Genomic DNA, 24,729 nt, shown 5'->3' with positions numbered 1-24,729 from the left:
AAATGAAAGAAATCGTAAAGAGCTTTTATGGGCGCTTCCTCGCGTTCCCGATCGATGACCGTGTCGCGCGGTATCTGCGCGAGGGTTGGTTCGAATACGAGGAGCAAGCCTTCCTCTGGTCCGCGGTGCGCGCGCGGGACGTGTTCATCGACATCGGCGCCCATTGCGGGCTCTACTCGGCGCTTGCGGCGGAGCGCATCACGGAGGGGCACGTAGTCGCCTTCGAACCCAATCGCGAGCTGCACGGATACCTTACGGCGAACGTGCGAGAGGCATGCAATTTCAAAATCGTTCCGATGGCCATCGGGCCGCAGCGCGGCGAGGGCGTCCTCAACCTGGAGGAGGAGGGAGGCCAGGCCGCGTACGGGTTCATCCAGCCGTTGGACGCACCGGCGCCCGACGCGATCCCGATCGCGCGTCTCGAGGACGCCCTCGCCGAGGCCCCCCGCGGCGAGGTCACCTTCGTGAAGATCGACATCGAGGGCCTGGAGCTGGCGACGCTGCTGGCGGCTCGCGATGCCCTCCGGGACAGGGACGACGTCGTCCTGATCATCGAGTTCACCGAGGCGAACCTTCGTCGCACCGGCGAGACCACCGAGATGCTTCGCGACGCGGTGACGCAAACCTGCGGCCTGAACCTCTATTCGATCGACCCGGAAACGCTCGAGCTCGTCCCTTTCGAGGGCCCCTACCCCGTCTGGCACAAGAACCTGTTCGCCAGCCGTAGCGTGGATCTGCTCAACCGGCGGCTCGCGGAAGCGTCCGAGGTCGATCGCGCGACGACGTTCGAGTTCCTGGCGCGCGGGCGCGTCGCCGCCGAGCTCCAGGCGGAGGTGCAGCGCGCGCGGGATGCCGCGCCGCGCCTGCTCGAAGCAGTCGATGCCGTCGGCGACCTGCATGCCTCGCTGACCATGCGGCCACGACCACCATGGCCGAGCGACACCCCGGATGTCTTGGACGCCGCTGCCGCCCTGGAGGAGCGAACGGCCGCGCTGCGCGGCGCCATTACCTCCGTCGCGGCGCGCCTCGCGCAGCAGCAGGCCGAGATCGACGCGCTCGACACGGGCAGGCTCGAGCACGTCGTCGAGCGCCTCGGCGACACGTACCGGTTGCTCGCGTCCGATGACGGCGCGACCCGGGGATCGGCGCGGGGCGATCCGCTCGCGGCTCTCGAGCGGAGCGAAGAGCTGTCGAGCCGGCTCGTCCACGCGGCGCGCGCCGTCGCCGAGCGGACCCGCTCACAGGCCGAGGAAATCGACCGCCTGCGCGGGAGCGACCTCGAGCGGCTGTTCGCACCACGTCTCGCCGAGGCGACGACGCGTCTCTATTCGGCTCTGATCGCGTTGACCCGGAGCGAACCGAAGCCGTTTCCCGCTCGCGGCCCCACTTCACTCGACGCTGCGACGGCGAACCTCGAATGGCTCGCCGGCACCTTCGAAGGGGCATGTCGCGCGGTCGCGACCCGCGTGGCCGAGCAGGCCGACGAGATCGCCCGGCTCCGATATGACGATGCCGCGCTCGAGCAGCGCCTGTCGACGACCGCAGCGGAGCTGCGAGAGACGTTCGTTCGCCTCACGGGCGTAACGAAGCCAGACGGTTCCCCTGCGCAGCTCGGCGACGCAGCGTCGCCGGCCGTCGCCGCCGTCGAGGACGCGGCGGGCGCGCTTCTGGGCGCTGCCGATGCGCTCGCGGCTCGGATCGCCGAGCAGGCGCGAGAGATCGTCGAACGGCGGGCCTCCGAACGGTCGATCCGGCTGGAATCACGCCTTGCAGACGCGAGCGCCCGCCTGCGCGACGCGCTCGAACGCCTCACCGGCGTATCCGGCGATTTCGGTTCGCGCGCCGGCCACGACGATCCGATCGCCGAGCTGGAGAGCGTCGTCGGCGCACTCGCGGGCGTGACCGACGCCATAGCGGCACGGGTTGCGGCTCAAGCGGACGAGATCGTTCGCCTCGAGGCGGCGGCATCGCGCGAGGCGAGCCGCCTCGCCGAGGCGGCGAGCAGGCTCGGCTCGGCGATGGCGGCGTTGACGGCCTCCGCGCCGGGGGAGGCAGAGCGCACATCGTCCGTAACGATCGCCCGGTGCGCCGAGCAGATCGAGTCGTTGTCCGCGGCGGTTCTCGGTGCGGCGCAGGCAGTGGCGGAGCGCACGGCATCGCAGTCCGCGTCGATCGAGGACGCCCGCTGGCGGATCATGACCGCCGTCGCTCGCGCGGACGCGATCACACTGGCTTTCGACCTCGCCGGAACACCGGCTGACGGCCGGCGGCAGACCACGCTCGGCTCCGAAGGCCTGGAAGCCGGTCTGGACGCCCTCTCGCATGTGCTCGACGTTCTGGAGGAGGCTCTCGTGCCGAATGCGGCCCAGCCGCGCCACGCCGCCGAACTTCTCGATCGCCTGTCGGAGGCGGCGAGCATGCTGGAAGAAGCCTGCGGTGTGGCGGCGGTGGCTGCGTCCGGGACGTCCAGTGGGCCTTCCGACGCCGATCTACGCGAACTCGTCGAGCGGATCGAGCGCGCCGCGGCAGGCGCGCGCGCGCGCCTCGGCGAGCTGCAGAAGCGAGCCGAGCAGCTGGGCGCGCTGCAGCCCGCCACGGACGTTCCGGAACGTCTTTCCGCAGCAGCGCTGAGCATCCACGCCAGCTTCGCACGCCTGACCGGCGGCGCGCGCATCGAGCTGCCGCTGGGAGAAGCCGCCGAGGACATGGTTCATCTGGAGCTGCGGCTCATCGAGCGCCTCGCCGGAGCCCTCGACGGGGCCGCGACAGCGGTCTGCGAGCGGGTCGACGATCAAGCGCGGCTCATCGCCCGCCTGCAGCTCGAGGGCGAGACGTCGAACGAAAGGGAGAGCTGACCGATGCCCGTCCCCGGGGGCCCTGCGACGAAATCGGGGGCGATGCGAACGCTGCAGGACTTTGTCGCGTACATGAAGGCGCGTGGCTTTCAGCCGGGCACGGTGGTGGATGTCGGCGCCTGCTACGGCACGCCGGAGCTCTTCCGCACCTTTCCGGACGCGTATCACATTTATTTCGAGCCCGTCCGCGCCCGGGAAGACCGCTTGCGACTGCTGACAACGAAGTATCCCGGCGAGTATCACTTGATGGCGTTGGCCGACAGGCCCGGGATGGCTCTGCTCCTCGTTCCGGAGCAGAGGCCGGAAACGAGCATGTTCATCGAACCGAGCCGGGTGGAAACGCTCTCGGAGGACGAGCGTCGACAGTTGGTGGAGGTGCCGGTGTCGACGCTCGACGACGTTCTCGATCATCGAGACCTCAGGGGTCCCATCCTCCTCAAGACCGACTGTCAGGGATACGACAGGGAGGTCCTGCGAGGCGGGCGTCGATTGTTGAGACGGGTCGATCTCGTCGTCGCCGAAACTTTGCTCTACCGGTTCGACTCGAACACGCCGACGACGATCTTTTCGGAAATCGTCGGCGAGATGGCACAGCAGGGTTTCGAAGTCTTCGACATTGTGAGCTACAATCTTCGCCACAGCGACGACGCGTTGCTCTACGTCGATCTGGTCTTCGCCCGGCGCGACGCGTCGGTTTGGTCTCCCCAGGGCTGGACCTGACGCACCCGTCGCATCGATTGGGTTGACCCCCGAATGCAAGGCACTAAGGTAAAGGGTGCGAAAGCACTGCGTGCCTCGGGGCTGGGGATCGGAACAGCATGTCAGAGCGTCGGTCGGCCAGCGACGTGCTGTCGTGGCGAGATTTCGGCGGCGCGTTAGCGGCCGTTTTCGTCTTCAGCGCCATCGTGAACGTCCTCATGCTCACGGGCGCCGTTTTCATGCTCGAGACGTACGATCGGGTGCTCCCCAGCCGGAGCGTGCCCACGCTCGTCGGCTTGGGCATCATCGTCGTCTTGCTTTACGCCCTGCTGGGGTATCTCGACGGAATCCGTGGGCGGCTGCTCGCCCGAATCGGAGCGCGGCTCGACGAACGTGCGGCGCCCCACGTGTTCCGGATGGCGGGAACATCGTCGCTCCACGGACGCGAGTCGGACGGGATCCAAGTCGTTCGAGACCTCGACACGCTGCGTGGCTTCCTGGCGGGAAACGGCCCGGCTTCCCTGTTCGATCTGCCTTGGCTCCCGTTCTACCTGTTCATCTGCTTCGCATTCCATCCGCTGATCGGGTGGACGGCGACGCTCGGCGCCGCGGTGCTGGTCGTATTCACCGTCGTCATCGAATGGCTCTCCCAGGCTCCGGCCGCGGTGACGCTGCGCTCGGCCGCGCAGCGCAACGCTTTGGGAGACTGGACCCGCCGCAACGCCGATGTGGTCTGGTCGATGGGAATGGCCTCGCGCCTCGAGCGGCGTTGGCTCGACTCGCATCAGGCGGTGGTCGGCGCACAGATCGGGGCGAGCGACGTGACCGGAGGCTTCTCCTCGGCCTCGCGTGCCTCGCGGCTGCTCCTGCAGTCGGCAGTTCTCGGCGTCGGCGCCTATCTCGTGATCCTGGGGGAGATGACGCCCGGCCTCATCATCGCGTCCGCGATCATCGCGGCGCGCGCGCTCGCTCCGATCGAGGGGCTCATCGCCAATTGGCGCGGCTTCGTCGCGGCGCGCCACGCACGCACGCGCTTGCGCGCGAGCCTGAGACAGGCGCAAGCGGAACGGGAGATGGTGGCTCTGCCGCCCCCCCGCCGGAGCCTCTCGGTAAAAGGACTCGCCGTTGCTCCGCCGGGCGTGAGAACGCCTGTCGTACAGGGCGTCGAATTTCGTCTCGAAACCGGGCAGGGTCTGGGTATCATCGGTCCGAGCGGCGCGGGCAAATCGACCCTCGGTCGCGTCCTCGTCGGAGCCTGGAAGGATCGCCGCGGAGAGGTCCGGCTGGACGGTTCGGAGATCAGCCACTGGCGTTACGAGGACCTCGGCCGTCACATCGGTTTTCTGCCGCAGGAGATCGCGCTGTGCGACGGAACGATCGCAGAGAACATCAGCCGCTTCGAGGGCCATCAGGAATCGGAGGCGATCCTCGCGGCGGCGCGCGCGGCTTGCGTTGACGATCTCGTCCAGAATCTGCCGGACGGCTACAACACGCGGATCGGCGAGGGCGGCTACGTCCTCTCCGCGGGTCAGAAGCAGCGCATCGCGCTCGCGCGGGCGCTGTACGGCGACCCCTTCCTCGTGGTGCTCGACGAGCCCAACGCGAACCTGGACGCCGTCGGAGAACGCGCCCTCACGACGGCGATCCGCAACACGCGCGCGCGCGGCGGCATCGTCGTCGTAATCGCTCACCGGACAACCGCGATCGCCAGCGTCGACATGCTGCTGGTCATCGGCGAGGGGCGGATGCAGGCCTTCGGTCCCAAGGACGAGGTGCTGCCGCGCGTGACGCAGCGCGCCGAGCCTCATCCCGGATTGCTGAAGGTCGTCGGAGACGAAGCCTGATGGACCCGGTCATGGCGGCCCGACCCAGCTCGAGGATCGCCCGATCCATTCGCCTCCACGTGTTCGTCGGAAGCCTCACCGCGGTTCTGTTCGGCGGCGGCATCGTCGGCTGGGCCGGCACCACGGAGATTGCCGGCGCGGTCGTGGGAAGCGGAACGCTCGTCGTGGAGAGCGACGTGAAGACCGTGCGGCACCTCACCGGCGGGATCGTTGCCGAAATCCGCGTGCGCGAGGGGCAGGCCGTCCTGCGCGGCGACGTTCTGGTCAAGCTGGACGAGACCGTGGCGCGGGCGAGCCTCGGCATCGTATCGAAGGCGCTCGTCGAACGCGAGGCGCGGCGGGTACGCCTCCTGGCAGAGCGCGACGGCTCGCCGGAGATCGGCTTCCCCAGCGACCTGGTCCGAAGGGCGCAGGACATCGGCCTCGACGCGGCGATCGGGAGCGAGCAACGCTTGTTCGAGCTCCGCCGTCGGGCTCGCGAGGGCTTGAAGGCCCAGCTGAACGAACGTGTCGTCCAGCTGAGCGAGCAGATCGACGGCCTGACCATCCAGGCACGCGCGAAGACGACGGAGATCTCGCTCATCGACCGGGAGCTCGACGGAGTTCGCGATCTCTATGCGAAACAGCTGGTCCCTCTCGGGCGCGTCGTCGGGCTCGAACGGGAACGCGCGCGACTCGAGGGCGAATACGGGCAGCTGGTCGCCGGCATCGCGCAAACCCGCGGTCGTATCGCCGAGATCAACCTTCAGCTGGTCCAGATCGACCAGGACCTGAGCAGCGAGGCGGCCGGCGACCTGCGCGACCTCGACGCGCAGATCGCGGAGCTCGCCGAGCGCGAGGTCGCTGCGCGAGAGGAGCTGCGCCGAACCGAGATACGGGCGCCTCAATCCGGAACGGTCCATCAGCTCGAAACGAGGACCGTCGGCGGCGTGATCAGGCCCGGTGAGGTCGTCACCCGGATCGTGCCCAGTGCCGACGAGCTGTCGATCGAGATCAGGGTGTCGCCTCAGGACATCGAGCAGGTGCACCTCGGTCAGGACGCATTCCTCCGCTTTTCCGCGTTCAGCATGCGCACGACCCCGGAACTGCGCGGCGTCGTGACGCGCATCTCTCCGAACCTGGAGACGGACAGCCGAACCGGAGCGAGCTTCTACGTGGTCCGGGTCGCTCTCGCCGAAGGTCAGACGGATGCCCTCGGCGGCGTGGAGCTGCGTCCCGGCATGCCTGTCGAAGGCTTCATTCGAACAAGCGAACGCAACATCGCTGCCTACCTCACGAAGCCGTTGGGGGACTATCTGGCTCGCGCGTTCCGTACCGACTGACGATAGCCGGCTTCCGCGCGCCGTCGACGCACGCAAGCCATGACGAACACCCACGACAGGTCTTGCTCTTTCATCAAAGATCATTAAGGTCGATTGTCGTCCTGACTTCGGAGACCGCGGGTGGACGTTCAGGTGCCAGCGATCGAGCAACCAGCGGACGGGGTTGAAACCGTGCGCGGTACCCTTGTTCCCGGCGGGGTCGAGTGCCCGCTCCTGCGGACCGACGACGGTCGCGTTTACGCGCTTCAGGGGGTGCGGCCGGCCGATCTACCGGACGGCGAGCTTCTGACCGTACGTGGACGGCCGCTGATGTTCTCGACGTGCCAGCAGGGACAGGGGTTCCTGGTCGAGCAGATCGAGAGGTGAGGCCGACGCATCCGGCAGATAACGGGCTTGGGGGAGCAAGAGCTGATGACACCGAGCGATCCGCTTTTCACGCTGCAGTGGCACCTGATGCAGATCGGCAATATCCGCGAGATCTGGGATGACTACACGGGCAGCGGCGTCATTGTCGGCGTGTACGACGACGGCGTGCAATATGCGCACTGGGATCTCGACGACAACTACGATTCCTCGCTGCACGTCACCGTCGGCGGCGTCGTTTACGACGGCGACACGCACGACGTGCAGAGCGCCGGTCACGGCACGTCGGTCGCCGGGCTGATCGGCGCGGAGGCGAACGGGCAGGGAACGGTCGGCGTCGCGTTCGGCGCGACGATCGGCAGCGTCAACATATTCGATCCCAACAGCAATCTTTTCATCAATGCGTCGAACCCCACTGGCTTCTTCGACGCCGTTCGCGAGTCGGCGACATTCGATGTCGTCAACAACAGCTGGGGCGCGTCCCCGGGATACTTCGATTTCAGCAACGAGAACGTGGCAGGCAGCTTCGCCCAGCAGACGCTCGCGGGCTGGGAGTACTCGGTCGACAACGGTCGCGGCGGGCTGGGGACGGTCGTCGTCAAGTCGGCCGGCAACTCCAACGAGAACTCGAACGGCGATTCGCTGAACGCCTCGCGCTTCACGATCACCGTGGCAGCGTCGCGCGACGACGGCAATCCTTCCTCGTATTCGAGCAACGGTGCCAATGTTCTGGTCAGCGGACACGCGGGCGACTTCGCAAGTCTCGGCGGCCTCGGCATCGTCACGACCGACCTTCTGGGAACGGGTGGATACAATCTCAGATCTGACAACGGCGGCAATTACGACTACACCGACGGGTTCGGCGGCACGTCGGCGGCCGCGCCGATCGTCACCGGCGTCGTGACCCTGATGCTCGAGGCGAATTCCGGGCTCGGGTGGCGCGACGTCAAGGACATCCTCGCCGCTTCCGCGACCCATCAGGGCAGCGCCATCGGCGCGCCGAGCAACCCCTACGAGGACCACACGTGGTTCTTCAACCAGGCCGACACTTGGAACGGCGGCGGCATGCATTTCAGCGAGGACCACGGCTACGGGATGGTCAACGCCTACAACGCCGTGCGCATGGCCGAGGTCTGGTCGCTCTTCGACGCCCCGCAGACCTCGGCCAACGAGCAGAGCGCGTCCGCCTCGGCTTCGCCCGGCATCACGATCTCGGGCACGCATGTCGTCTCGCTCAACCTCGCCGCATCGATCGAGATCGATTACCTGTCCGTCACGCTGACGCTGACGCACTCCTACTTCAACGACCTCGATGTTTTCCTGACGTCCGCGGAGGGGACGCAGATCCAGATCGTGGACCGTCCTCCGACGGCGACCGCGGCGGACTCCGGGCTGACCTGGACCTTCGGCGTCGAGGCCCTTCGTGGCGAGCTGTCGAACGGTGACTGGACCCTCACCATCGTCGACAACTACGTCGCGGCCGACACGGGGACGCTCACGTCCTGGACCGTCACGGCCTACGGCAAGACGCCGGACGCGAACGACGTCTTCCACTTCACGGACGATTTCAGGATGGTGTCCGGCCTGTCCGGCGAAGCCGGGCGGCGCACCGTCAGCGATACCGACGGCGGCACGGACTGGATCAACGCCGCCGCCGTGAGCACGGACGTCATCATCAATCTGCATTCCGGCTTCTACTCGTCCGTGGCCGGATCGTTCTTCCGGGTGGACGTCGGGACGGTCATCGAGAACGTCGTCAGCGGCGATGGCGACGATTACCTGATCGGCAACCAGTGGGCGAATGAGCTGCGCGGCATGCGTGGCGACGACCTGATCGACGGCAGATCCGGCGCGGACTTGATGTACGGCGGTCGCGGCAACGATATCTACATCGTCGACGACGCCGGAGATCAGGTTTTCGAGGTCGTGAGTGAAGGCGTCGACACGATCCGTACGTTCGTCAATCTCACGCTTGCAGACAACGTCGAGCGGCTGGAGATGCTCGGGACCGCTTCCTTGCGGGCCAACGGCAATAGCGCGAACAACACGATGGTCGGGAACGTCGGTGACAACCTGATCAACGGCGCCGCGGGCAACGACTACATGGTCGGCGGCGCCGGGAACGACATCTATATCGTCGGGAGCCTCGGCGATCGCGTCGTGGAGTTCGTCGGAGAAGGCATCGATACGGTCCGCAGCTGGATCGACTGGGTTCTCGGTGACCACCTGGAGCGTTTGGAGCTGTTCGGGACTGCAGCGAGTGCGACCGGCAATGCCCTGAACAACACGCTCGTCGGCACGAGCGGAGCGAATCTCCTCAACGGCGGCAGCGGAAACGACTATATGGCCGGCGGTGCGGGTAACGATATCTACATCGTGGGAAGCATCAACGACACGGTCATCGAGATGGCTGGTGGCGGTGTCGATACCGTTCGCGCTTGGGTCGACTTGACCCTGGCCGACAATGTCGAGCGCCTGGAGCTGATGGGCTCGACGGTCAGCGGCACGGGCAACGCTCTGGACAACACGATCGTCGGCAACGACGCAAACAATGTACTCAATGGCGCCACCGGCGACGATTACATGGTCGGCGGTGGAGGGAACGACCTGTATGTCGTCGGCAGCATCGGCGATCGCACGATCGAAGCGGCCGGGCAGGGAATCGACACGGTTCGCAGCTGGATCGACTGGACGCTGAGCAACCATGTGGAGCGACTCGAGCTCCAGGGTAGCGCCTCCACCAGCGCACGAGGCAATGCGCTGAACAACACGATCGTAGGCAACAGCGCCGCGAACGTGATCGACGGCGAGTGGGGCAACGATTTCCTCGTCGGCGGCGGCGGAAACGACGTCTTCGTCTTCGACACGCCCCTGAGCCCCTCCGCCAATGTCGACCGCATCGCCGATTTCACCTCGGGGCAGGATCGAATCCTTCTGGACGACTCGGTGTTCACGACGCTGGCCGTCGGATCGCTCGACCCGAACGCATTTCGAATCGGAACGAGCGCCGCGGATGCGAGCGATCGCATCATCTACGATCAAGCCAGCGGATCGATCTTCTACGACGCGGATGGCGTCGGCGGGGCTAGCGGTCTCCTGTTTGCCAGGGTGAACGCCGGCTCGGCCATGAGCGCATCGGACTTCCTCGTCGCCTGAGCGAGATCGAGATCACACCCCTCGCCTCGCGAGCCCATGGTGGGTTGCTTTGCGAGGGGCCCCTTCATCGGGCAGACGCGCCGGGCGCTGTGACGCCGTGCTCCTGGCAGCGCACGTCGTCCGCCACGGCATCGGCCGACTGCGCTCGGCGGCCCGCCTCGGCTCTGCTGTCACGACGCGGCCGACCGGCTCCTGGTCGACACGGCTACCTCGGGCCCAAGCACGAAGCCCGAGATCGCGTGATCGTCGCTGAAACCGCGTTCCGCTGCTCGTCGAGGCGAGGTTCTTCCCCGACGGCTTCCCGGCGATGATCCGGTTTGACGCCGCGGGCGATTTCGACGCCAGGTTCGAGAGAGCCGCAGCGATCCTGGTCGCGTATTTCGCCCCGGCGTCGCAAAGGGCGTCGCCGCGGTGCACGCCGCCATCGACACAGCCGGCGGCCGAAACGGCCGCCCCATGCAGGTGGACCGGCTGAAGCTGGTCGAAGCCCAGATGTGCGGCCGCGCCACGGGTCGACCTGCTCGAGCGAGGCTGATCGGCGCCTGACGGCCAGCAGATCATCAGACCTGCGTCGGCCCCCTTTTCCATTCCACCCGACAACCGGCTCAGGGATGCCACGTCGGCGCACTGAAGACGTACGTCGTCCCCCGGCCTTACGGCGGACGACGCGTCGAGACTTCACTCCCGGCGCTCGAGTTCGCTTGCGTGCCGGCGAGAGGCAGAGCCTAGCCGGCTTCGTGCTTCAAGAACCAGTCGTAGTAGCTCACGAGCCCCTGCTCGAGCGGGATGCAGGGCCGCCAGCCGAGAGCGTTGATCCGGCTCGTATCCAGGAGCTTCCGCGGAGTTCCGTCGGGCTTGCTCGTGTCGAAGACGAGATCGCCTTCGAACCCGACGACGTCGGCGACGGCACGCGCGACATCGCCGATGGCGATGTCTTCGCCCCAGCCGACGTTCAGCGGATCTGGTGCGCTATAGCGTCGAAGCAGAAAGATGCAGGCATCGGCGAGGTCGTCGACATGCAGAAACTCGCGGCGAGGCGTGCCTGTGCCCCAAACCGTCATCGTCGAGGCGCCGGTCTTCTTGGCGATATGCGCCTTGCGCAAGAGAGCCGGAAGAACGTGGCCCGTCTCCAGATCGAAATTGTCGAACGGGCCGTAAAGGTTCGTTGGCTGGCACGAGATGAAATCCCGACCGTGCTGCCTGCGATAGGCCTGACAGAGCTTGATGCCGGCGATCTTGGCGATAGCATACCATTCGTTCGTCGGCTCGAGCGGACCGGTGAGCAGCGAGTCCTCGCCGATCGGTTGCGGCGCAAGGCGTGGATAGATGCAGGACGATCCGAGAAACAGCAGCTTCTCGACGTCGCACGCATGCGCCGCATCGATCAGGTTCGCGACGATCATGAGGTTGTCGTAGATGAAGTCTGCAGGATAGGAGTCGTTCGCGTGTATCCCTCCGACCTTCGCCGCTGCGATCACCACGACGTCGGGGCGCGTGCGCTGCATGTAGGCCCGAACCGCTGCCTGGTCCCGAAGATCGAGCTCCGCGCGGTTCGCGACCAGCGTCTCGCAGCCCTCGCCGGCGAGGCGACGGACCACAGCAGTGCCGACCATCCCGCGGTGACCTGTGACGAAGACGCGCTTGCCGGCGAGCTCGAAAGCCATGGTGCCCTCACTCGGCGGCGCGCGGGCGGACGGCCTCGCCGCCCCGGCGCGTCCCGTCGCGCTCGAAAGCCGCCAGATCGGCGTCCACCATCTCGACGACGAGCTCCTCGAAAGTGGTCTGATGCTTCCATCCGAGCTTGGCGTGAGCCTTGGCCGGGTTGCCGAGAAGCAGGTCGACCTCGGTCGGCCGGAAGTAGCGCGGATCGATCTTCACGAGCGCTTTCCCGGTCTTCGCGTCGAGCCCCTCCTCATCGACGCCGGCGCCGCGCCATACGATCTCGGTGCCGACCCGGGCGAACGCGCGCTCGATGAACTCGCGGACCGTGTGCGTTTCCCCAGTCGCGAGGACGTAATCGTCCGGTTCGTCCTGCTGTAGGATCCGCCACATGCCCTCGACGTATTCCCGCGCGTGGCCCCAGTCGCGCTTGGCGTCGAGATTGCCGATGTACAAGCACTCCTGCATCCCGAGATGGATCGCAGCTACAGCGCGCGACACCTTGCGCGTGACGAATGTCTCACCGCGGATCGGGCTCTCGTGATTGAACAAGATGCCGTTCGAGGCGTGCATGCCATAGGCTTCGCGGTAATTCACCGTAATCCAATACGCGTAGAGCTTGGCAGCAGCGTAGGGCGAGCGCGGGTAGAAGGGCGTGCTCTCGTCCTGCGGCACCGCCTGCACGTTTCCGTAAAGCTCGGACGTGGAAGCCTGATAGAAGCGCGTCGTCCGCTCCAAGTTCAGCATTCGCAGCGCCTCGAGGATGCGCAAGGTCCCGATAGCGTCCGCGTTGGCGGTATATTCCGGAGTCTCGAAGCTGACCTGGACATGGCTCTGAGCCGCCAAGTTGTAGATTTCGGTCGGACGAACCTCAGCAACGATGCGGATCAGGTTCGTCGCATCGGTCATGTCTCCATAGTGAAGGTGGAAACGCACGTTCGGATCGTGCGGATCCTGATACAGCCCATCGATCCGACCGGTATTGAAGGACGACGATCGCCGCTTTACACCGTGGACGATGTACCCCTTGTCGAGCAGAAGCTCGGCCAGGTACGCCCCGTCCTGTCCGGTAACGCCGGTGATGAGAGCGATTTTGTCCGCCATGAGGTCTCTCCGAGTGTGCGACCGGCCGGTCACCGCTGAACCGTACATGGTGGCTTCGACCTGGCGATGACGACAGGCGACCCGCGTACCGCGATTGAGGGGCCGTTGCAAGCTTCTGTTCGGGGGCTGCCACGTCGATCGAGCCCGCACGGTGCAGACTGTCGACGGAAGGTCGAACGCCCCGCACACCGCGCGCGGCGCGCGCTTACCGCCGCAGTCTCGAAGCCGTGGGTCCGCGGCAGGATGCTCGACCGGCGGCATCCGCTCACGCCGTGACACAACTCAAAGCACTGATGACCGATTTGGCAAGGCGATTCAAGCGTCATTCAGCTTGTAAATCTTCATGTGGAATCGTTCGGTTCGCGTGAGAAGTTGTGCGAACGTTCAACGGCCGGCAGCGGCGAGCCTGCACGGCGTTACGGAAGGGTTCGAAGCACATGGCGATCTTCTCCGGGTGTCTCTGCCCGCTCTGCATCGCGGACGGGAACGCGCTGGCCGCCGATGAGGTGCAGACCGCGTCAGAGCACGACAGCAGCACGAACGAGACATCGCACAACGATCGAGCGCCGACCGTCGGTTTGGCCGAGACGCTTTTCCTCGGCGGCGAATGGACCGATGATCGCTCCGCAGGGCCAAGCGGCACGCCCGAAGCGCTCCCGGCCCTCCAGGCCGCGGGGCCGCTAGCGGCCCGCGCGAGCGGCCCCGCGGACGGCGCGAGCTGGCAGGCGCCGTCGGGCGGCTCGCTCGAACCCGTCGGCACGCTCGCAGCCGTCCTTCGCCCGGAACACCCCACGTCGCTGCTGCAGGCCGCTGCCGAGGTCGTACGCGATGCATGCCGTGACGACGATGCGTCCCCCTGGCCGGACGTCGCGAGCGTCTTCGCCCCCGCGCTCGAGCGCGTGCAATCCCCCGGTCTGGAGCCGCAGACGCCGGAAGGTGTCGGACGATCGGAAAGCTTCGGCTCGCAATCCGCGCCTGCGCCGGAGGACGTCGCCGCGGCAGCATCGACAGCGGGTGATGCACTGTCGCCGGTTCGGCTGCTCGAGCAGGTGACGGACATCGCGAAGCTGGGCGCGGCTATCGCGGCGGGCGCCGCTTCTCCGGACAAGCCGCACGTCGCCGGGGACATCGCCGGCGGTAGCGACGCGTTCGTCTGTGGATGCGCCCTCTGCGCCGGCGCCGACGCGCCGCTGCAGACCGCAGGAAGCGGCTACTCGACCGACGACGCCGAGACCGTGCCCGGTTCCGGCTACGGCAGCGAGTACGTGGACACCCTGATCATGGGCACGCGCTGGGCCGGCGGCACGGCGACATACACCTACGGAAGCGAAGCCGGACAAGCGTGGTCTTATGCGGAATGGCAGGCCTTCGAAACGGTCGTACGGCTCTACGAGGAGGTCTGCGATTTTGATTTCGTCTACGTTCAATCATACGACGTGGATATCGTCTGGCGCGAGAAACCCGCCTCCTATTTTTCCGACCCGAGCACGCTCGGCAGCCACGACTTTCCCGGGATCATGACCTTCGGCACGTCCTACGGCAGCTTCAATGCCGAGCACGAATCGTGGAGCAACCTGAACCAAGGAAGCAAGGGCTTCGTCACCCTTCTTCACGAGATCGGGCACGGTCTGGGCCTGGCGCACCCTCACGACGGAGCGTACCTGTTCGACGCAGGCGCGCTTCCGTTCCCCGGCGTGGACAATCCCTACGACTCGGGCACCAACGGCCTCAACCAGGGTATCTGGACGACCATGTCCTATCTGCGCGGATGGTCGGAGGCGCCGGCCGTGCATGTGATCGGGGGTGAGTCGTATGGAAACCAGGGCACGCTCATGGCCTTCGACGTCGCGGCGCTGCACGCCCTCTACGGGGCCAACATGCAGACGCGAACCGGCGACGATGTCTACGTCCTTCAGAATGGCAACGCCACCGGCACGTTCTGGTCGTGCATTTGGGACGCGGGCGGCGTCGACGCGATTAGCAACGCGGGATCGGATCTGGCGTGCACGATCGATTTGCGCGCCGCGCCCCTGACCGGGGCGAACGCGGGTGGTTACGTCTCCCGTGCGGAGGGCGTGAAGGGCGGCTTCACGATCGCCAATGGGGCCGAGATCGAGAACGCGATCGGCGGCGAGGGGGCCGACGAGATCGTCGGCAACGATCTGAGCAACGCCCTCGTCGGTAACGGCGGCAACGACACGCTTACGGCGCTCGCTGGCGACGACTGGCTCTACGGTGGCGGGGGGAACGACAAGCTCAACGGCGGGACCGGCACCGATCGGCTCTACGGTGGAGCCGGAAACGACTGGTATTTCGTCGATCGCGCCGACGATCTCGTGGACGAGCAAGGTCACGCGGACGCCGCGGACGCGGTGATCGTCAGCGGAATCACCAGCTACACACTTCCGACGGGGATCGAGCTTCTCGTCCTGCTCGACGGCGCGACGGTCGGCTGGGGCAACGAGCTCGCGAACGTGATGGTCGGAAACGGCGATGGGAATGCGCTGTATGGGCGCGCTGGGAACGACAGGCTTTTCGGCAAGGACGGTGGCGATTCGCTATTCGGAGGCGAGGGCGACGACGAGCTGGACGGTGAGCTCGGGAACGACACGCTGAGCGGCGGCGCGGGCGTCGACAAGATGTCGGGAGGCAACGGTGACGACGTGTACTTCGTCGACGACCCGCTCGATCGATTGATCGAGTTCGTGAACCATGGATGGGACCTCGTCTACGCCGAAGCGCACTTCATTCTCCCGGAGAACGTCGAGGATCTCGAGATGCTCGGCAGCGGCGACTTCCGCGCCACGGGAAATGCTTTGGCGAACAAACTCGTCGGAAACTCCGGGAGCAACCTCATCGATGGTCGCGCCGGCGCCGACTACCTCGTCGGCGGCGGCGGGGACGACGTCTTCGTCGTCGGCAGCGTCGGCGACCGGACGATCGAGCTGGCGGACGGGGGACGGGACACCGTTCGCGCCTGGATCTCCTGGAGCCTCGGCGACAACGTCGAACGCCTCGAGCTGCTCGGATCGGCCGCTCGGGGCATCGGCAACGAGCTGAGCAACACCATCGTCGGCAATTCGGGAGCCAACCTCATCGACGGTCGCGCCGGCGCCGACTACCTCGTCGGCGGCGGCGGGGACGACGTCTTCGTCGTCGGCAGCGTCGGCGACAAGACGATCGAGCTGGCGGACGGGGGACGGGACACCGTTCGCGCCTGGATCTCCTGGAGCCTCGGCGACAACGTCGAACGCCTCGAGCTGCTCGGATCGGCCGCTCGGGGCATCGGCAACGAGCTGAGCAACACCATCGTCGGCAATTCGGGCGGCAACACACTCGCGGGCAAGTTCGGCAACGACTACCTCGTCGGCGGCGCCGGAGACGACGTCTTCGTCTTCGATACCACCCTGGATGCGGGCGCCAATACCGACAGGATCGCCGACTTCACGTCCGGCAGCGATCGATTCCTGCTCGACAGCGAGGTGTTCGCGGGCCTGTCCGTGGGACAGCTGGCCGCCGACGCGTTCGTCGAGGGCGCGCCCACGACGGAGCTCCACCGTATCCTCTACGACTCCGAAAACGGATGGCTGGCCTTCGACGCAGATGGGACCGGAACAGCCTTCGAAGCCACCGTATTCGCGCGGGTCGCGCCACAGCTGGCCCTCGCAGCATCGGATTTCGCCGTCGCATGACACATGCGGAGGAGGATGCGCCGGCGCGGCGCAACGCCGCCAGCCGAACAGATCGACGCTCGCCCGGCCCGGTCCCGATAGACGGTTCAGATCCCGGGTCGGCGCCGATCGTCAAATCGTTTGGTTGTACGCCCCCACCTCCGGGCTCTCGCGCAGCACACCGTCGAGTGCCGCGAACATGGCCCGCTTGCGTTCCTCGGAGACCGGGCTCTCCACCACCACGACCAGCTCGGGCTTGTTCGACGACGCGCGCACGAGGCCCCAGGTGCCGTCGTCCAGCGTGACCCGCACGCCGTTCACGGTGACGACGTCGGCGATCGCCGCGCCGGCGAGAGGCTCCCCGGCGTCCCGCATCGCCTCGATCCGGGCGGTCACGCGGGCGACGACGTCGTACTTCACCTCGTCCGGGCAGTGCGGGGACATGGTCGGCGAGCCCCAAGTCTTCGGAAGCGCGCCGTAGAGATCGCCCATGGTCCGGCCGGGGTTGCGGTCGAGCATCTCGAGGACGGCGATGGCGGTGAGGAGCCCGTCGTCGTAGCCGCGCCCGATCGGCGCCCCGAAGAAGAAGTGCCCCGACTTCTCGAAGCCGGCCAGCGCGCCGAGCTCCTTCACCCGCGCCTTGATGTAGCTGTGACCCGTCTTCCAGTAGTCCGTGGTCGCGCCGAGCCTCCGCAGCTCGGGGTCCGTCATGAACAGCCCCGTCGACTTGACGTCGACGACGAAACGCGCGGCCGGGTGGAGCGCGGCGAGATCGCGCGCGAGCATCACCCCGATCTTGTCGGCGAAGATCTCCGCGCCGGTCTCGTCGACGACGCCGCAGCGGTCGCCGTCGCCGTCGAAGCCGAGCCCCACGTCCGCCCCGGTCTCGCGCACGGCGTCCGCCAGCGCATGGAGCATCTCCATGTCCTCGGGATTGGGGTTGTAGCGCGGGAAGGAATGGTCGAGCTCGCAGTCGAGCGGCACCACCTCGCAGCCGAGCCGCTCGAGCAGCCGCGGCGCGAAGGCGCCGGCGGTCCCGTTGCCGCAGGCCGCGACGACCTTGAGCCGGCGCGAGAGCACGCGCCCGCGGGCGAGATCGTCGAGGTAGCTCTCGGCGAAGCCCTCGACGTACTCGTAGCCGCCGCCCGCGCGCGTCGGCGCCGCGCCTGAGAGCACGATCTCCTTGAGCCGGCTCATCTCGGACGGGCCGAAGGTGAGCGGGCGGTCGAGCCCCATCTTCACCCCGGTCCAGCCGTTGTCGTTGTGCGAGGCCGTGACCATCGCGACGCAGGGGCAGTCGAGCGCGAACTGCGCATAGTACGCCATCGGCGAGAGCGCGAGCCCGACATCCCTGACGCGCATGCCGCCCGCCATCAGGCCTGCGACCAGGGCGAGCTTGATCGCGGCCGAATAGGAGCGGAAATCGTGGCCCACCACGATCTCGGGCGCGACACCGCGCTCGTGCACGAGCTGCGCGATCCCGAGGCCCAGCGCCTGGACGCCCATCAGGTTCAGCTCCGAGCCGAACAGCCAGCGCGCGTCGTACTCGCGAAAGCCCGTGGGCTTCACGAGCGGGGTCGTCTCGTAGGCGTAGGTGTTCGGCGCGAGCGCCGGAGCGGGTCGGGGAAGCATGGGACGGGTCAGGTCCTGTTGTAGACGTCTTCGAGGCGCACGATGTCGTCCTCGCCCAGATACGATCCCGACTGGACCTCGATCAGCTCGAGGGGGATCCTGCCCGGGTTCTCGAGGCGATGGACGGCGCCGAGGGGGATGAAGGTCGATTCGTTCTCGTGCACCGTCTTCTGCGTGTCGCCCACGGTGACGAGCGCCGTACCGCGCACGACGATCCAGTGCTCGGCGCGGTGGAAATGCTTCTGCAGCGACAGGCGTCCGCCGGGCTTGACCACGATGCGCTTGACCTGGAAGCGCTCGCCGCGGTCGATGCCCTGGTAGGAGCCCCACGGTCGGAACACCTCGGTGTGGTCGTGCACCTCGGTCTTTTTGCGCCGCTCGAGCTCCTTCACCAGAGCCTTGACGCTCTCCGGCTTCGTGCGGTCGAACACGAGCGTCGCGTCCCGCGTCTGGATCACGGCGAGGTTGGAGACGCCGACGAGGCAGACGAGATCCTCGGCGCGAACGTAGTTGTCGGACGAGTCGAGGAACACGGCCTCACCGCGTTCGGACAGGTGTGCGGCATTGCCGGCCTCGTCGCGCTCCGACAGCTCCCAGACCGCGTGCCAGGAACCGACGTCCGACCAGCCCATCGAGACCGGGGCGACGGCGGCCTTGTCGGTCTTCTCCATGACCGCGTAGTCGATCGAGAGCGCGGTGGCGCGGGAGAAGGCCTCCGCGTCGAGCACGTGGAAATCGAGGTCGCGCGTCGCCCGCGCCACCGCCTCGCGCGCGGCCTCGACGGTATCGGGATCGAAGCGGGCGTATTCGGCGAGCAGCGCATCGGCGCGGAAGAGGAAGTTGCCGGAGTTCCAGAGATAGCCGGAGGCGACGTAGTCCGCCGCTCGTGCCGCGTCCGGCTTCTCGACGAAGGCCTCGAGCGCATGGACCCCGCGATGCGCGGTCGCGTCGCCCGGCGCTATGTAGCCGTAGCCCGTCTCAGGCCGGTCCGGGCGGATGCCGAAGGCGACGATCGCGCCGGCCTCCGCGGCGGCGGCCGCGGCGCGGGCCGCCTCGCGGAAGGCCGCCTCATCGCGCACGACGTGGTCGGCGGCGAGGACGAGGACGAGCCCGCCCTCGGCGCGGCTCGCCACGAAGCTCGCTCCGGCCGCGATGGCCGGGCCGGAATCGCGGCGCATCGGCTCGAGCAGGATATCCCCCGGGACGCCGAGGGCGGCGAGCTGATCGGCGACCATATGCCTATAGTCACTGCCGGTTATCACCACCGGGGGCCCGAACAGGTCGGGGTCCGAGACCCGCAGGATCGTGTCCTGGAAAGTCGAGCGCGCCCCGAGCAGCTCGATGAACTGCTTCGGCGCGGCCGAGCGCGACGCGGGCCAAAGCCGCGTGCCTGCGCCGCCGGCCATGATGAGAGGCGTGATCCGAGCCATCTTCGAACGCTCCCACTTTCGTTTCGAGGTCCCTCACACATCCGGTCCGCGGCGGCAAGCCGATTCGCAGATTGCGACGTCCACCGAGGCCGAGGCCTGCATCGGCAGGGTGGGCTTGCACCGAAGCACGACGCGGAGCGATGCGACAGGCACGTTGCTTCGTCACTGTGGAGAGCGGCCGACGCCGATGGTTTCAGCATCGATGCCGTCCTGCCCACTGCCAGATCTCTGGAGGAGATCCCGCGCAGACTAGGCTCTGGCCCCATAAACGGCAAAGCGGATTTGATCGCTCGAGCGTAGGATGATTCAACCTTCCTGATCGAGGGAGGATTCGATGCGCCGCCATGAGCTGACCGACGAGGAATGGGCGATCATCCAGCCGCTTCTGCCGAACAAGGTGCGCGGCGTGCCCCGGGTGGACGACAGGCGGGTGATCAACGGGATCGTCTGGCGCTTCCGGACGGGTGCGCCCTGGCGCGACGTGCCCGAGCGCTACGGCCCGCGCACGACGCTCTACAACCGCTTCGTCCGATGGCGGAAAGCAGGCGTCTGGGACCGAATTCTGGACGCCGTCTCAGAGGCTTACGACGGCGACATCGTGATGATCGACAGCTCCTGCGTCCGCGTCCACCAGCACGGGGCCGCGGGAAAAAGGGGGATTCGGAGGCCGCCGGAGATGGTCGCATGGGACGTTCCCGCGGCGGCCTGACGACCAAGATCCACGCCCTCGTCGATGCGGAAGGGCGGCCGGTTCGCCTCCTGCTCACCGCAGGGCAGGCAAACGACGCACCGGCCTGCGAGCAGCTCCTTCCGCTCGTCGCGAAAGACGCCATCCTGATCGCCGACCGCGCCTACGACACGAACGCGATCCGCGCGACGGTGACCGAACGCGGCGCCTGGGCGAACATCCCGCCCCGCGCGATCCGAAAGGGCAGCTTCCCGTTCAGCTCCTGGCTCTACCGCCAGCGAAACCTCGTTGAGCGCTTCTTCAATCGCATCAAGCACTTCCGCGGCCTCGCCACGCGCTACGACCGCTCGCCCGACAACTTCCTCGCCGCGCTCAAGCTCGCCGCGATCCGGATTTGGCTTGCCGCGAAATGAGTCCGCATCCTAGCCCTTTCTTAGCCTGATCCCGCTCGCCGCGATAGCACCGCCCCCTACGCGTCCGCCCCACCGCCCGAGCGCGCTCTCGAGCGTCCTGCCGTCATCCTGCTCGACGACGATGTCGTCGGCTCCGGCATCGGCCGCTCGCCCCGGACCGGCGCCCGGCGGGCGCCTCCATCGACGCTTCCCTCGGTGCCTTCCTGCCCCTCCGCTCGCGAGCGCAGAGCAGAAGAAGCCGAAGCAGCCTCGGAGGCGTAGGCAAATCCGGTTGCGCTGGGCGGCAACGCCCTGTTACCACACGACCTTGGCCATTCGGAGAGCAGCCGATGACGCGATCAGCGCTGATTACCGGGATCACGGGTCAGGACGGCGCCTACTTGGCCAAGCTGCTGCTCGACAAGGGCTACAGGGTGACCGGCATGGTCCGGCGTTCCTCGCACGGGGACGTACCCGATCATCGGATGCGCTGGCTCGGCGTGGCCGACCGTGTCGCGCTCATCGACGGAAACCTGCTCGACCTCTCGAACCTGGTCCGCGTCGTATCGGACGTGAAGCCTGACGAGGTGTACAATTTGGCGGCCCAGTCCTTCGTGGCCACCTCCTGGCAGCAGCCGTCGCTCACCGCCCAGGTGACGGCGGTCGGCGCGCTGAACATTCTCGAGGCCGTTCGGATCGCGGCGCCGCAGGCGCGCTTCTACCAGGCATCGTCCTCGGAGATGTACGGCAAGATTCAGGAGCCGGTGCAGAAGGAGACCACTCCCTTCTACCCGCGCTCGCCTTATGCGGTGGCGAAGCTCTTCGCGCACTGGAGCACGGTGAACTATCGGGAGAGCTTCGGGATGCACGCCTCCTCGGGGATTATGTTCAATCACGAGAGTCCTCTGCGCGGGATCGAATTCGTCACGCGCAAGATCACGTGGACCGCCGCCAGGATCAAGCTCGGGCTCGCCGAGGAGCTGCGGCTCGGCAATATCGACGCGAAGCGCGACTGGGGCCATGCGCGCGACTACGTGCGCGCCATGTGGCTGATGCTCCAGCAGGAGACGCCGGACGACTACGTCGTCGCCACCGGACGCACGACGACGGTGCGCCGCACGGTGGAGATCGCCTTCGCCCATGCGGGCCTCGATCCCGACAAGCACCTCGTCATCGACCCGGCCCTGTTCCGCCCTGCCGAGGTGGACGTGCTGCGCGGCGATCCGTCGAAGGCGCGCCGAAGGCTCGGCTGGGACCACGAGGTCTCCCTCGAGGAGATGATCGCCGAGATGGTCGACGCCGATCTCGCGCGCTTGACGTCGCGCACGTGAGGTCGCGATGCGGGCTGCCGCCGTATCCTGCTGATCGGGACGGCGGCGTCGTCGCCAGGCCTCTGGCGCGGGCGCTCCTGGCGACCGCGCCGCAGGCCAGGGGGGCGCGCTCGCCGTCGCGGCGTAGACGAGCCCGCTCGAGGGGTTCGAGACCGCGCGCGCCGACATCACCGACGCGGACGCGGTCACGGCGGTGGTCGCCTCGCTGCGGCCGAACCCGGCGCTTCACCTCGCGGCGCAATCGTCCGTCGGCGAGGCGGCGGACGGCGCGGCCGAGACCGGGCGCGTGAACGCCCTCGTAGCGCAGGCGCGCGTTTCGTTGGAGATCGTGCGGGACCCGGCGCGGATACGGCCCTCGGACATAGCAGGGCGGCGTAGAAATCCCCCATGGTCCGGCCCGCGGTGCGGTCGAGCATCTCGAGGACGGCGCCGGCGGCGAGGAGCCCGCCGTCGGGTTCGCGTACGTCGCCATCGCGGTCGGAAGGTGTCGCGCTGCTGCGGGAGGACGATCGTCGGATGATCGCGGCGGCGCTCGCCGCAGCTCGTTCGGCCTTGTACCGTCCCTTCGTCTGCGGGAATATTCGTGCATGCCCGACACCGTTCACCACGCCATGCTCGTGGCTGCGCTCGCCGCGGCGGCCGCGATCCTGCCGATCTACGCACGCGGCGACCTCGGGCTTCGCGCCAAGGCGGACGACAGCCCGGTGACCGAGGCGGACCTGGCCGCCGAGCGGGCGATCGTCGCGCGGCTGGCCGCGGCGGCGCCGGACATTCCGATCGTCTCGGAGGAGATGGCGGCCGAGGGGCACGTCCCGCCGCCGTCCCGGCGCTTCTTCCTCGTCGACCCGCTCGACGGCACGAAGGAGTTCATCCGCCGCAACGGCGAGTTCACGGTCAACATCGCCCTCGTCGAGGACGGCGCGCCGATCGCCGGGATCGTGCTGGCGCCGGCGATCGGACGCGCCTTCATGACGAGCGCCGACGGCGGCGCGCTGCAGTCGCGGCTCTCGGACGGCGCTCCCGAGCCCTGGTCCGCGATCCGCTGCCGCGAGGCGCCCGCGCACGGTCTGACGGCCGTGGCGAGCCGATCCCATGCGGGCCCGGAGACCGACGATTTCCTGCGACGCTACGACGTCGCCCGGCGCACCTCGGCGGGCTCGTCCCTGAAATTCTGCCTCCTCGCCTCGGGGGAAGCGGACCTCTACCCCCGGCTCGGCCGCACGATGGAATGGGACACGGCGGCGGGGCACGCGATCCTGGCTGCGGCCGGAGGCCGTGTCACGACGCTCGACGGCCGCCCGCTCCGCTACGGCAAGCGCGGCCAGGCGACGGATATCGACTTCGCCAACCCGGATTTCGTCGCCTTCGGGCCGGGCGTCGATCTCCCGCTCGAATCGGCGTCTCCGGGAGGCCCGCGATGAGCCGTCAGGTCCATCGCCTCTCCCGCGCGCCTCGTCCCGGCGCGGTTCACTCCAGCGTCGCCAGCAGCCCCGCCATGATCCGCCCGCGGCTCGCCAGCGTGTCCACCAGGATGAATTCCTCGAGCGTGTGGAACTTGTCGCCCTCCACGCCGAGCCCGTCGAGGGTGGGGACGCCCAAGGCGCCGGTGAAGTTGCCGTCCGATCCGCCGCCGGCGCTGCGGTGGGTGAGCGTGACGCCGATCGTGGCGGCGAGATCGCGGGCGCGGTCGAACAGGGCGAGCGTCTCGCCGGAGGGCTCCCAGACGGGGCGGGTCACCGTGCGCCGCACGCGGGTCTCGTCGTCCGCGATGGCGAGGAGCGCGGCGACGCCGCGGTCGAGGTCCTCCTGGCGCTTGGCCATGCTGAGCACCTCGGCGCGGGCCCGGCTCGGGACGCAGTTCACCCAGGTCCCGGCGTGCACCACGCCGACGCTGAAGGTGCAGTCCGGCGTGGTCATGTCCTCGATCTCGAGGATGCGCTTCGCCATGGTGCGCACGGCCGAGCGCCCCTCCGAGAGCCGCGCTCCGGCGTGGCTGGGGCGGCCGATCGTCTCGACCTCGAAGCGGGCGATGGCGTAGCGCCCGCTCGTCGTCTCCCCGCCGATCCCGCCGGGCTCGGGCACGAGCACGACCTTCGCCTCGCGGGCCTTGGCCTCGATCAGCTCCCGCGTCGACGGGCTGCCGACCTCCTCGTCGGAGGTCAGCAGCACGCGCACCGGCAGCGGCGTGGCGAGGCCGGCCGCCTTCAGGACGCGCAGGGCCTCGAGGGCGAGATAGTTGCCGCCCTTCATGTCGCAGATGCCGGGGCCGGTGCAGCGCTCGCCCGCGCGCCGGAACGGCAGCGTCTCGAGCGTACCGACGGGGTGCACGGTGTCGAGATGGCCGAGGATCAGGATGCCCGGCTCCGGCCGGTCCGGGTCGAGGTCGGCCCAGACGCAGCCGCCGAAGCCCATGCGCCCGGGGATGCGGGTGAGGGTCGCGCCGAGCGCGGCGAGGTCGGCGGCGGCGAGGTCCATCATCCGGTCGACGGCGGCGGCGTCGAAGGTCGGGCTCTCGCATTCGACCCACGGGCGCAGGCCCACGAGCATGGTCTCGGCGTCGAAAGGCAGGCCGGCGATGTCCAT

The 24,729-nt window shown here is 67.8% G+C and carries 15 protein-coding genes and 1 pseudogene; 11 read left to right on the top strand and 5 right to left on the bottom strand.

Annotation, left to right across the window (positions count from 1 at the left end):
* The first annotated feature begins 2 nt into the window (after positions 1-2).
* The 6 genes from ABL310_RS09760 to ABL310_RS09735 all read left to right on the top strand — a co-directional run bounded on the left by ABL310_RS09760 (position 3) and on the right by ABL310_RS09735 (position 10,239).
* The gene (locus ABL310_RS09760; protein ID WP_349371482.1) at positions 3-2,855 is read left to right on the top strand and encodes an FkbM family methyltransferase; all 2,853 of its coding nucleotides are present in this window, start codon (positions 3-5) and stop codon (positions 2,853-2,855) included.
* A 42-nt stretch (positions 2,856-2,897) separates the two neighbouring features.
* Positions 2,898-3,575 carry an FkbM family methyltransferase gene (locus ABL310_RS09755; RefSeq protein WP_349371481.1) on the top strand — a complete coding sequence of 226 codons (678 nt, stop codon included), beginning with the start codon at positions 2,898-2,900 and terminating at the stop codon, positions 3,573-3,575.
* Between the two features lie 98 nt (positions 3,576-3,673).
* Positions 3,674-5,398: a type I secretion system permease/ATPase gene (locus ABL310_RS09750; RefSeq protein WP_349371480.1), complete on the top strand. Its 1,725-nt coding sequence runs from the start codon at positions 3,674-3,676 to the stop codon at positions 5,396-5,398.
* Positions 5,398-6,720: an HlyD family type I secretion periplasmic adaptor subunit gene (locus tag ABL310_RS09745; RefSeq protein ID WP_349371479.1), complete on the top strand. Its 1,323-nt coding sequence runs from the start codon at positions 5,398-5,400 to the stop codon at positions 6,718-6,720. Before ABL310_RS09750 ends, ABL310_RS09745 begins: the two co-directional genes overlap by 1 nt.
* Before the next feature lie 120 nt (positions 6,721-6,840).
* Positions 6,841-7,086, top strand: a complete 246-nt coding sequence (locus ABL310_RS09740) for a DUF5818 domain-containing protein (protein ID WP_349371478.1) — start codon at positions 6,841-6,843, stop codon at positions 7,084-7,086.
* Between the two features lie 45 nt (positions 7,087-7,131).
* Positions 7,132-10,239 (top strand): S8 family serine peptidase, encoded by a 3,108-nt coding sequence (locus ABL310_RS09735; RefSeq protein ID WP_349371477.1) that lies wholly within the window; start codon positions 7,132-7,134, stop codon positions 10,237-10,239.
* A 725-nt stretch (positions 10,240-10,964) separates the two neighbouring features.
* Here ABL310_RS09735 and ABL310_RS09730 read toward each other — a convergent pair.
* Both ABL310_RS09730 and gmd (ABL310_RS09725) read right to left on the bottom strand, forming a co-directional pair.
* On the bottom strand, positions 10,965-11,903 hold the full coding sequence (locus tag ABL310_RS09730) for a GDP-L-fucose synthase (protein WP_349371476.1): 939 nt from the start codon (positions 11,901-11,903) through the stop codon (positions 10,965-10,967).
* 7 nt (positions 11,904-11,910) lie between these two features.
* Positions 11,911-13,002, bottom strand: a complete 1,092-nt coding sequence (gene gmd / locus ABL310_RS09725; protein ID WP_349371475.1) for a GDP-mannose 4,6-dehydratase — start codon at positions 13,000-13,002, stop codon at positions 11,911-11,913.
* A 437-nt stretch (positions 13,003-13,439) separates the two neighbouring features.
* On the opposite strand from gmd (ABL310_RS09725), the gene ABL310_RS09720 reads away from it, so the two are divergent.
* Entirely contained in the window at positions 13,440-16,694 is a 3,255-nt protein-coding gene (locus tag ABL310_RS09720; protein WP_349371474.1) for a M10 family metallopeptidase C-terminal domain-containing protein, read from the top strand.
* 111 nt (positions 16,695-16,805) lie between these two features.
* Here the strand turns inward: ABL310_RS09720 and ABL310_RS09715 are convergent, their stop codons facing one another.
* The gene (locus ABL310_RS09715; RefSeq protein ID WP_349371473.1) at positions 16,806-18,305 is read right to left on the bottom strand and encodes a phosphomannomutase/phosphoglucomutase; all 1,500 of its coding nucleotides are present in this window, start codon (positions 18,303-18,305) and stop codon (positions 16,806-16,808) included.
* Positions 18,306-18,313: 8 nt separating this feature from the next.
* Entirely contained in the window at positions 18,314-19,735 is a 1,422-nt protein-coding gene (locus ABL310_RS09710; RefSeq protein ID WP_349371472.1) for a mannose-1-phosphate guanylyltransferase/mannose-6-phosphate isomerase, read from the bottom strand.
* A 334-nt stretch (positions 19,736-20,069) separates the two neighbouring features.
* On the opposite strand from ABL310_RS09710, the gene ABL310_RS09705 reads away from it, so the two are divergent.
* The 4 genes and pseudogenes from ABL310_RS09705 (at position 20,070) to cysQ (ending at position 23,567) form a co-directional block, all read left to right on the top strand.
* Positions 20,070-20,836, top strand: a protein-coding gene (locus ABL310_RS09705) for an IS5 family transposase (protein WP_349368304.1) whose coding sequence is annotated in 2 segments (ribosomal slippage) — positions 20,070-20,379 and positions 20,379-20,836 — 768 coding nt in all. Because the reading frame shifts where the segments join, the coding sequence is not laid out codon by codon here.
* A 329-nt stretch (positions 20,837-21,165) separates the two neighbouring features.
* Positions 21,166-22,146, top strand: a complete 981-nt coding sequence (gene gmd, locus ABL310_RS09700) for a GDP-mannose 4,6-dehydratase (RefSeq protein WP_349371471.1) — start codon at positions 21,166-21,168, stop codon at positions 22,144-22,146.
* 157 nt (positions 22,147-22,303) lie between these two features.
* Positions 22,304-22,666, top strand: a pseudogene (locus tag ABL310_RS24910) (GDP-mannose 4,6-dehydratase); the annotation flags it as partial.
* A gap of 67 nt (positions 22,667-22,733) precedes the next feature.
* Positions 22,734-23,567 carry a 3'(2'),5'-bisphosphate nucleotidase CysQ gene (gene cysQ / locus ABL310_RS09695; RefSeq protein WP_349371470.1) on the top strand — a complete coding sequence of 278 codons (834 nt, stop codon included), beginning with the start codon at positions 22,734-22,736 and terminating at the stop codon, positions 23,565-23,567.
* A 46-nt stretch (positions 23,568-23,613) separates the two neighbouring features.
* Here the strand turns inward: cysQ and ABL310_RS09690 are convergent, their stop codons facing one another.
* The gene (locus tag ABL310_RS09690) at positions 23,614-24,729 is read right to left on the bottom strand and encodes a M20/M25/M40 family metallo-hydrolase (protein WP_349371469.1); all 1,116 of its coding nucleotides are present in this window, start codon (positions 24,727-24,729) and stop codon (positions 23,614-23,616) included.

The organism is Salinarimonas sp., from assembly GCF_040111675.1.
Taxonomy (GTDB): domain Bacteria; phylum Pseudomonadota; class Alphaproteobacteria; order Rhizobiales; family Beijerinckiaceae; genus Salinarimonas.
The sequence above is the reverse complement of the archived record's forward strand: the minus strand, read 5'-3'. Positions and strand labels throughout refer to the sequence as shown.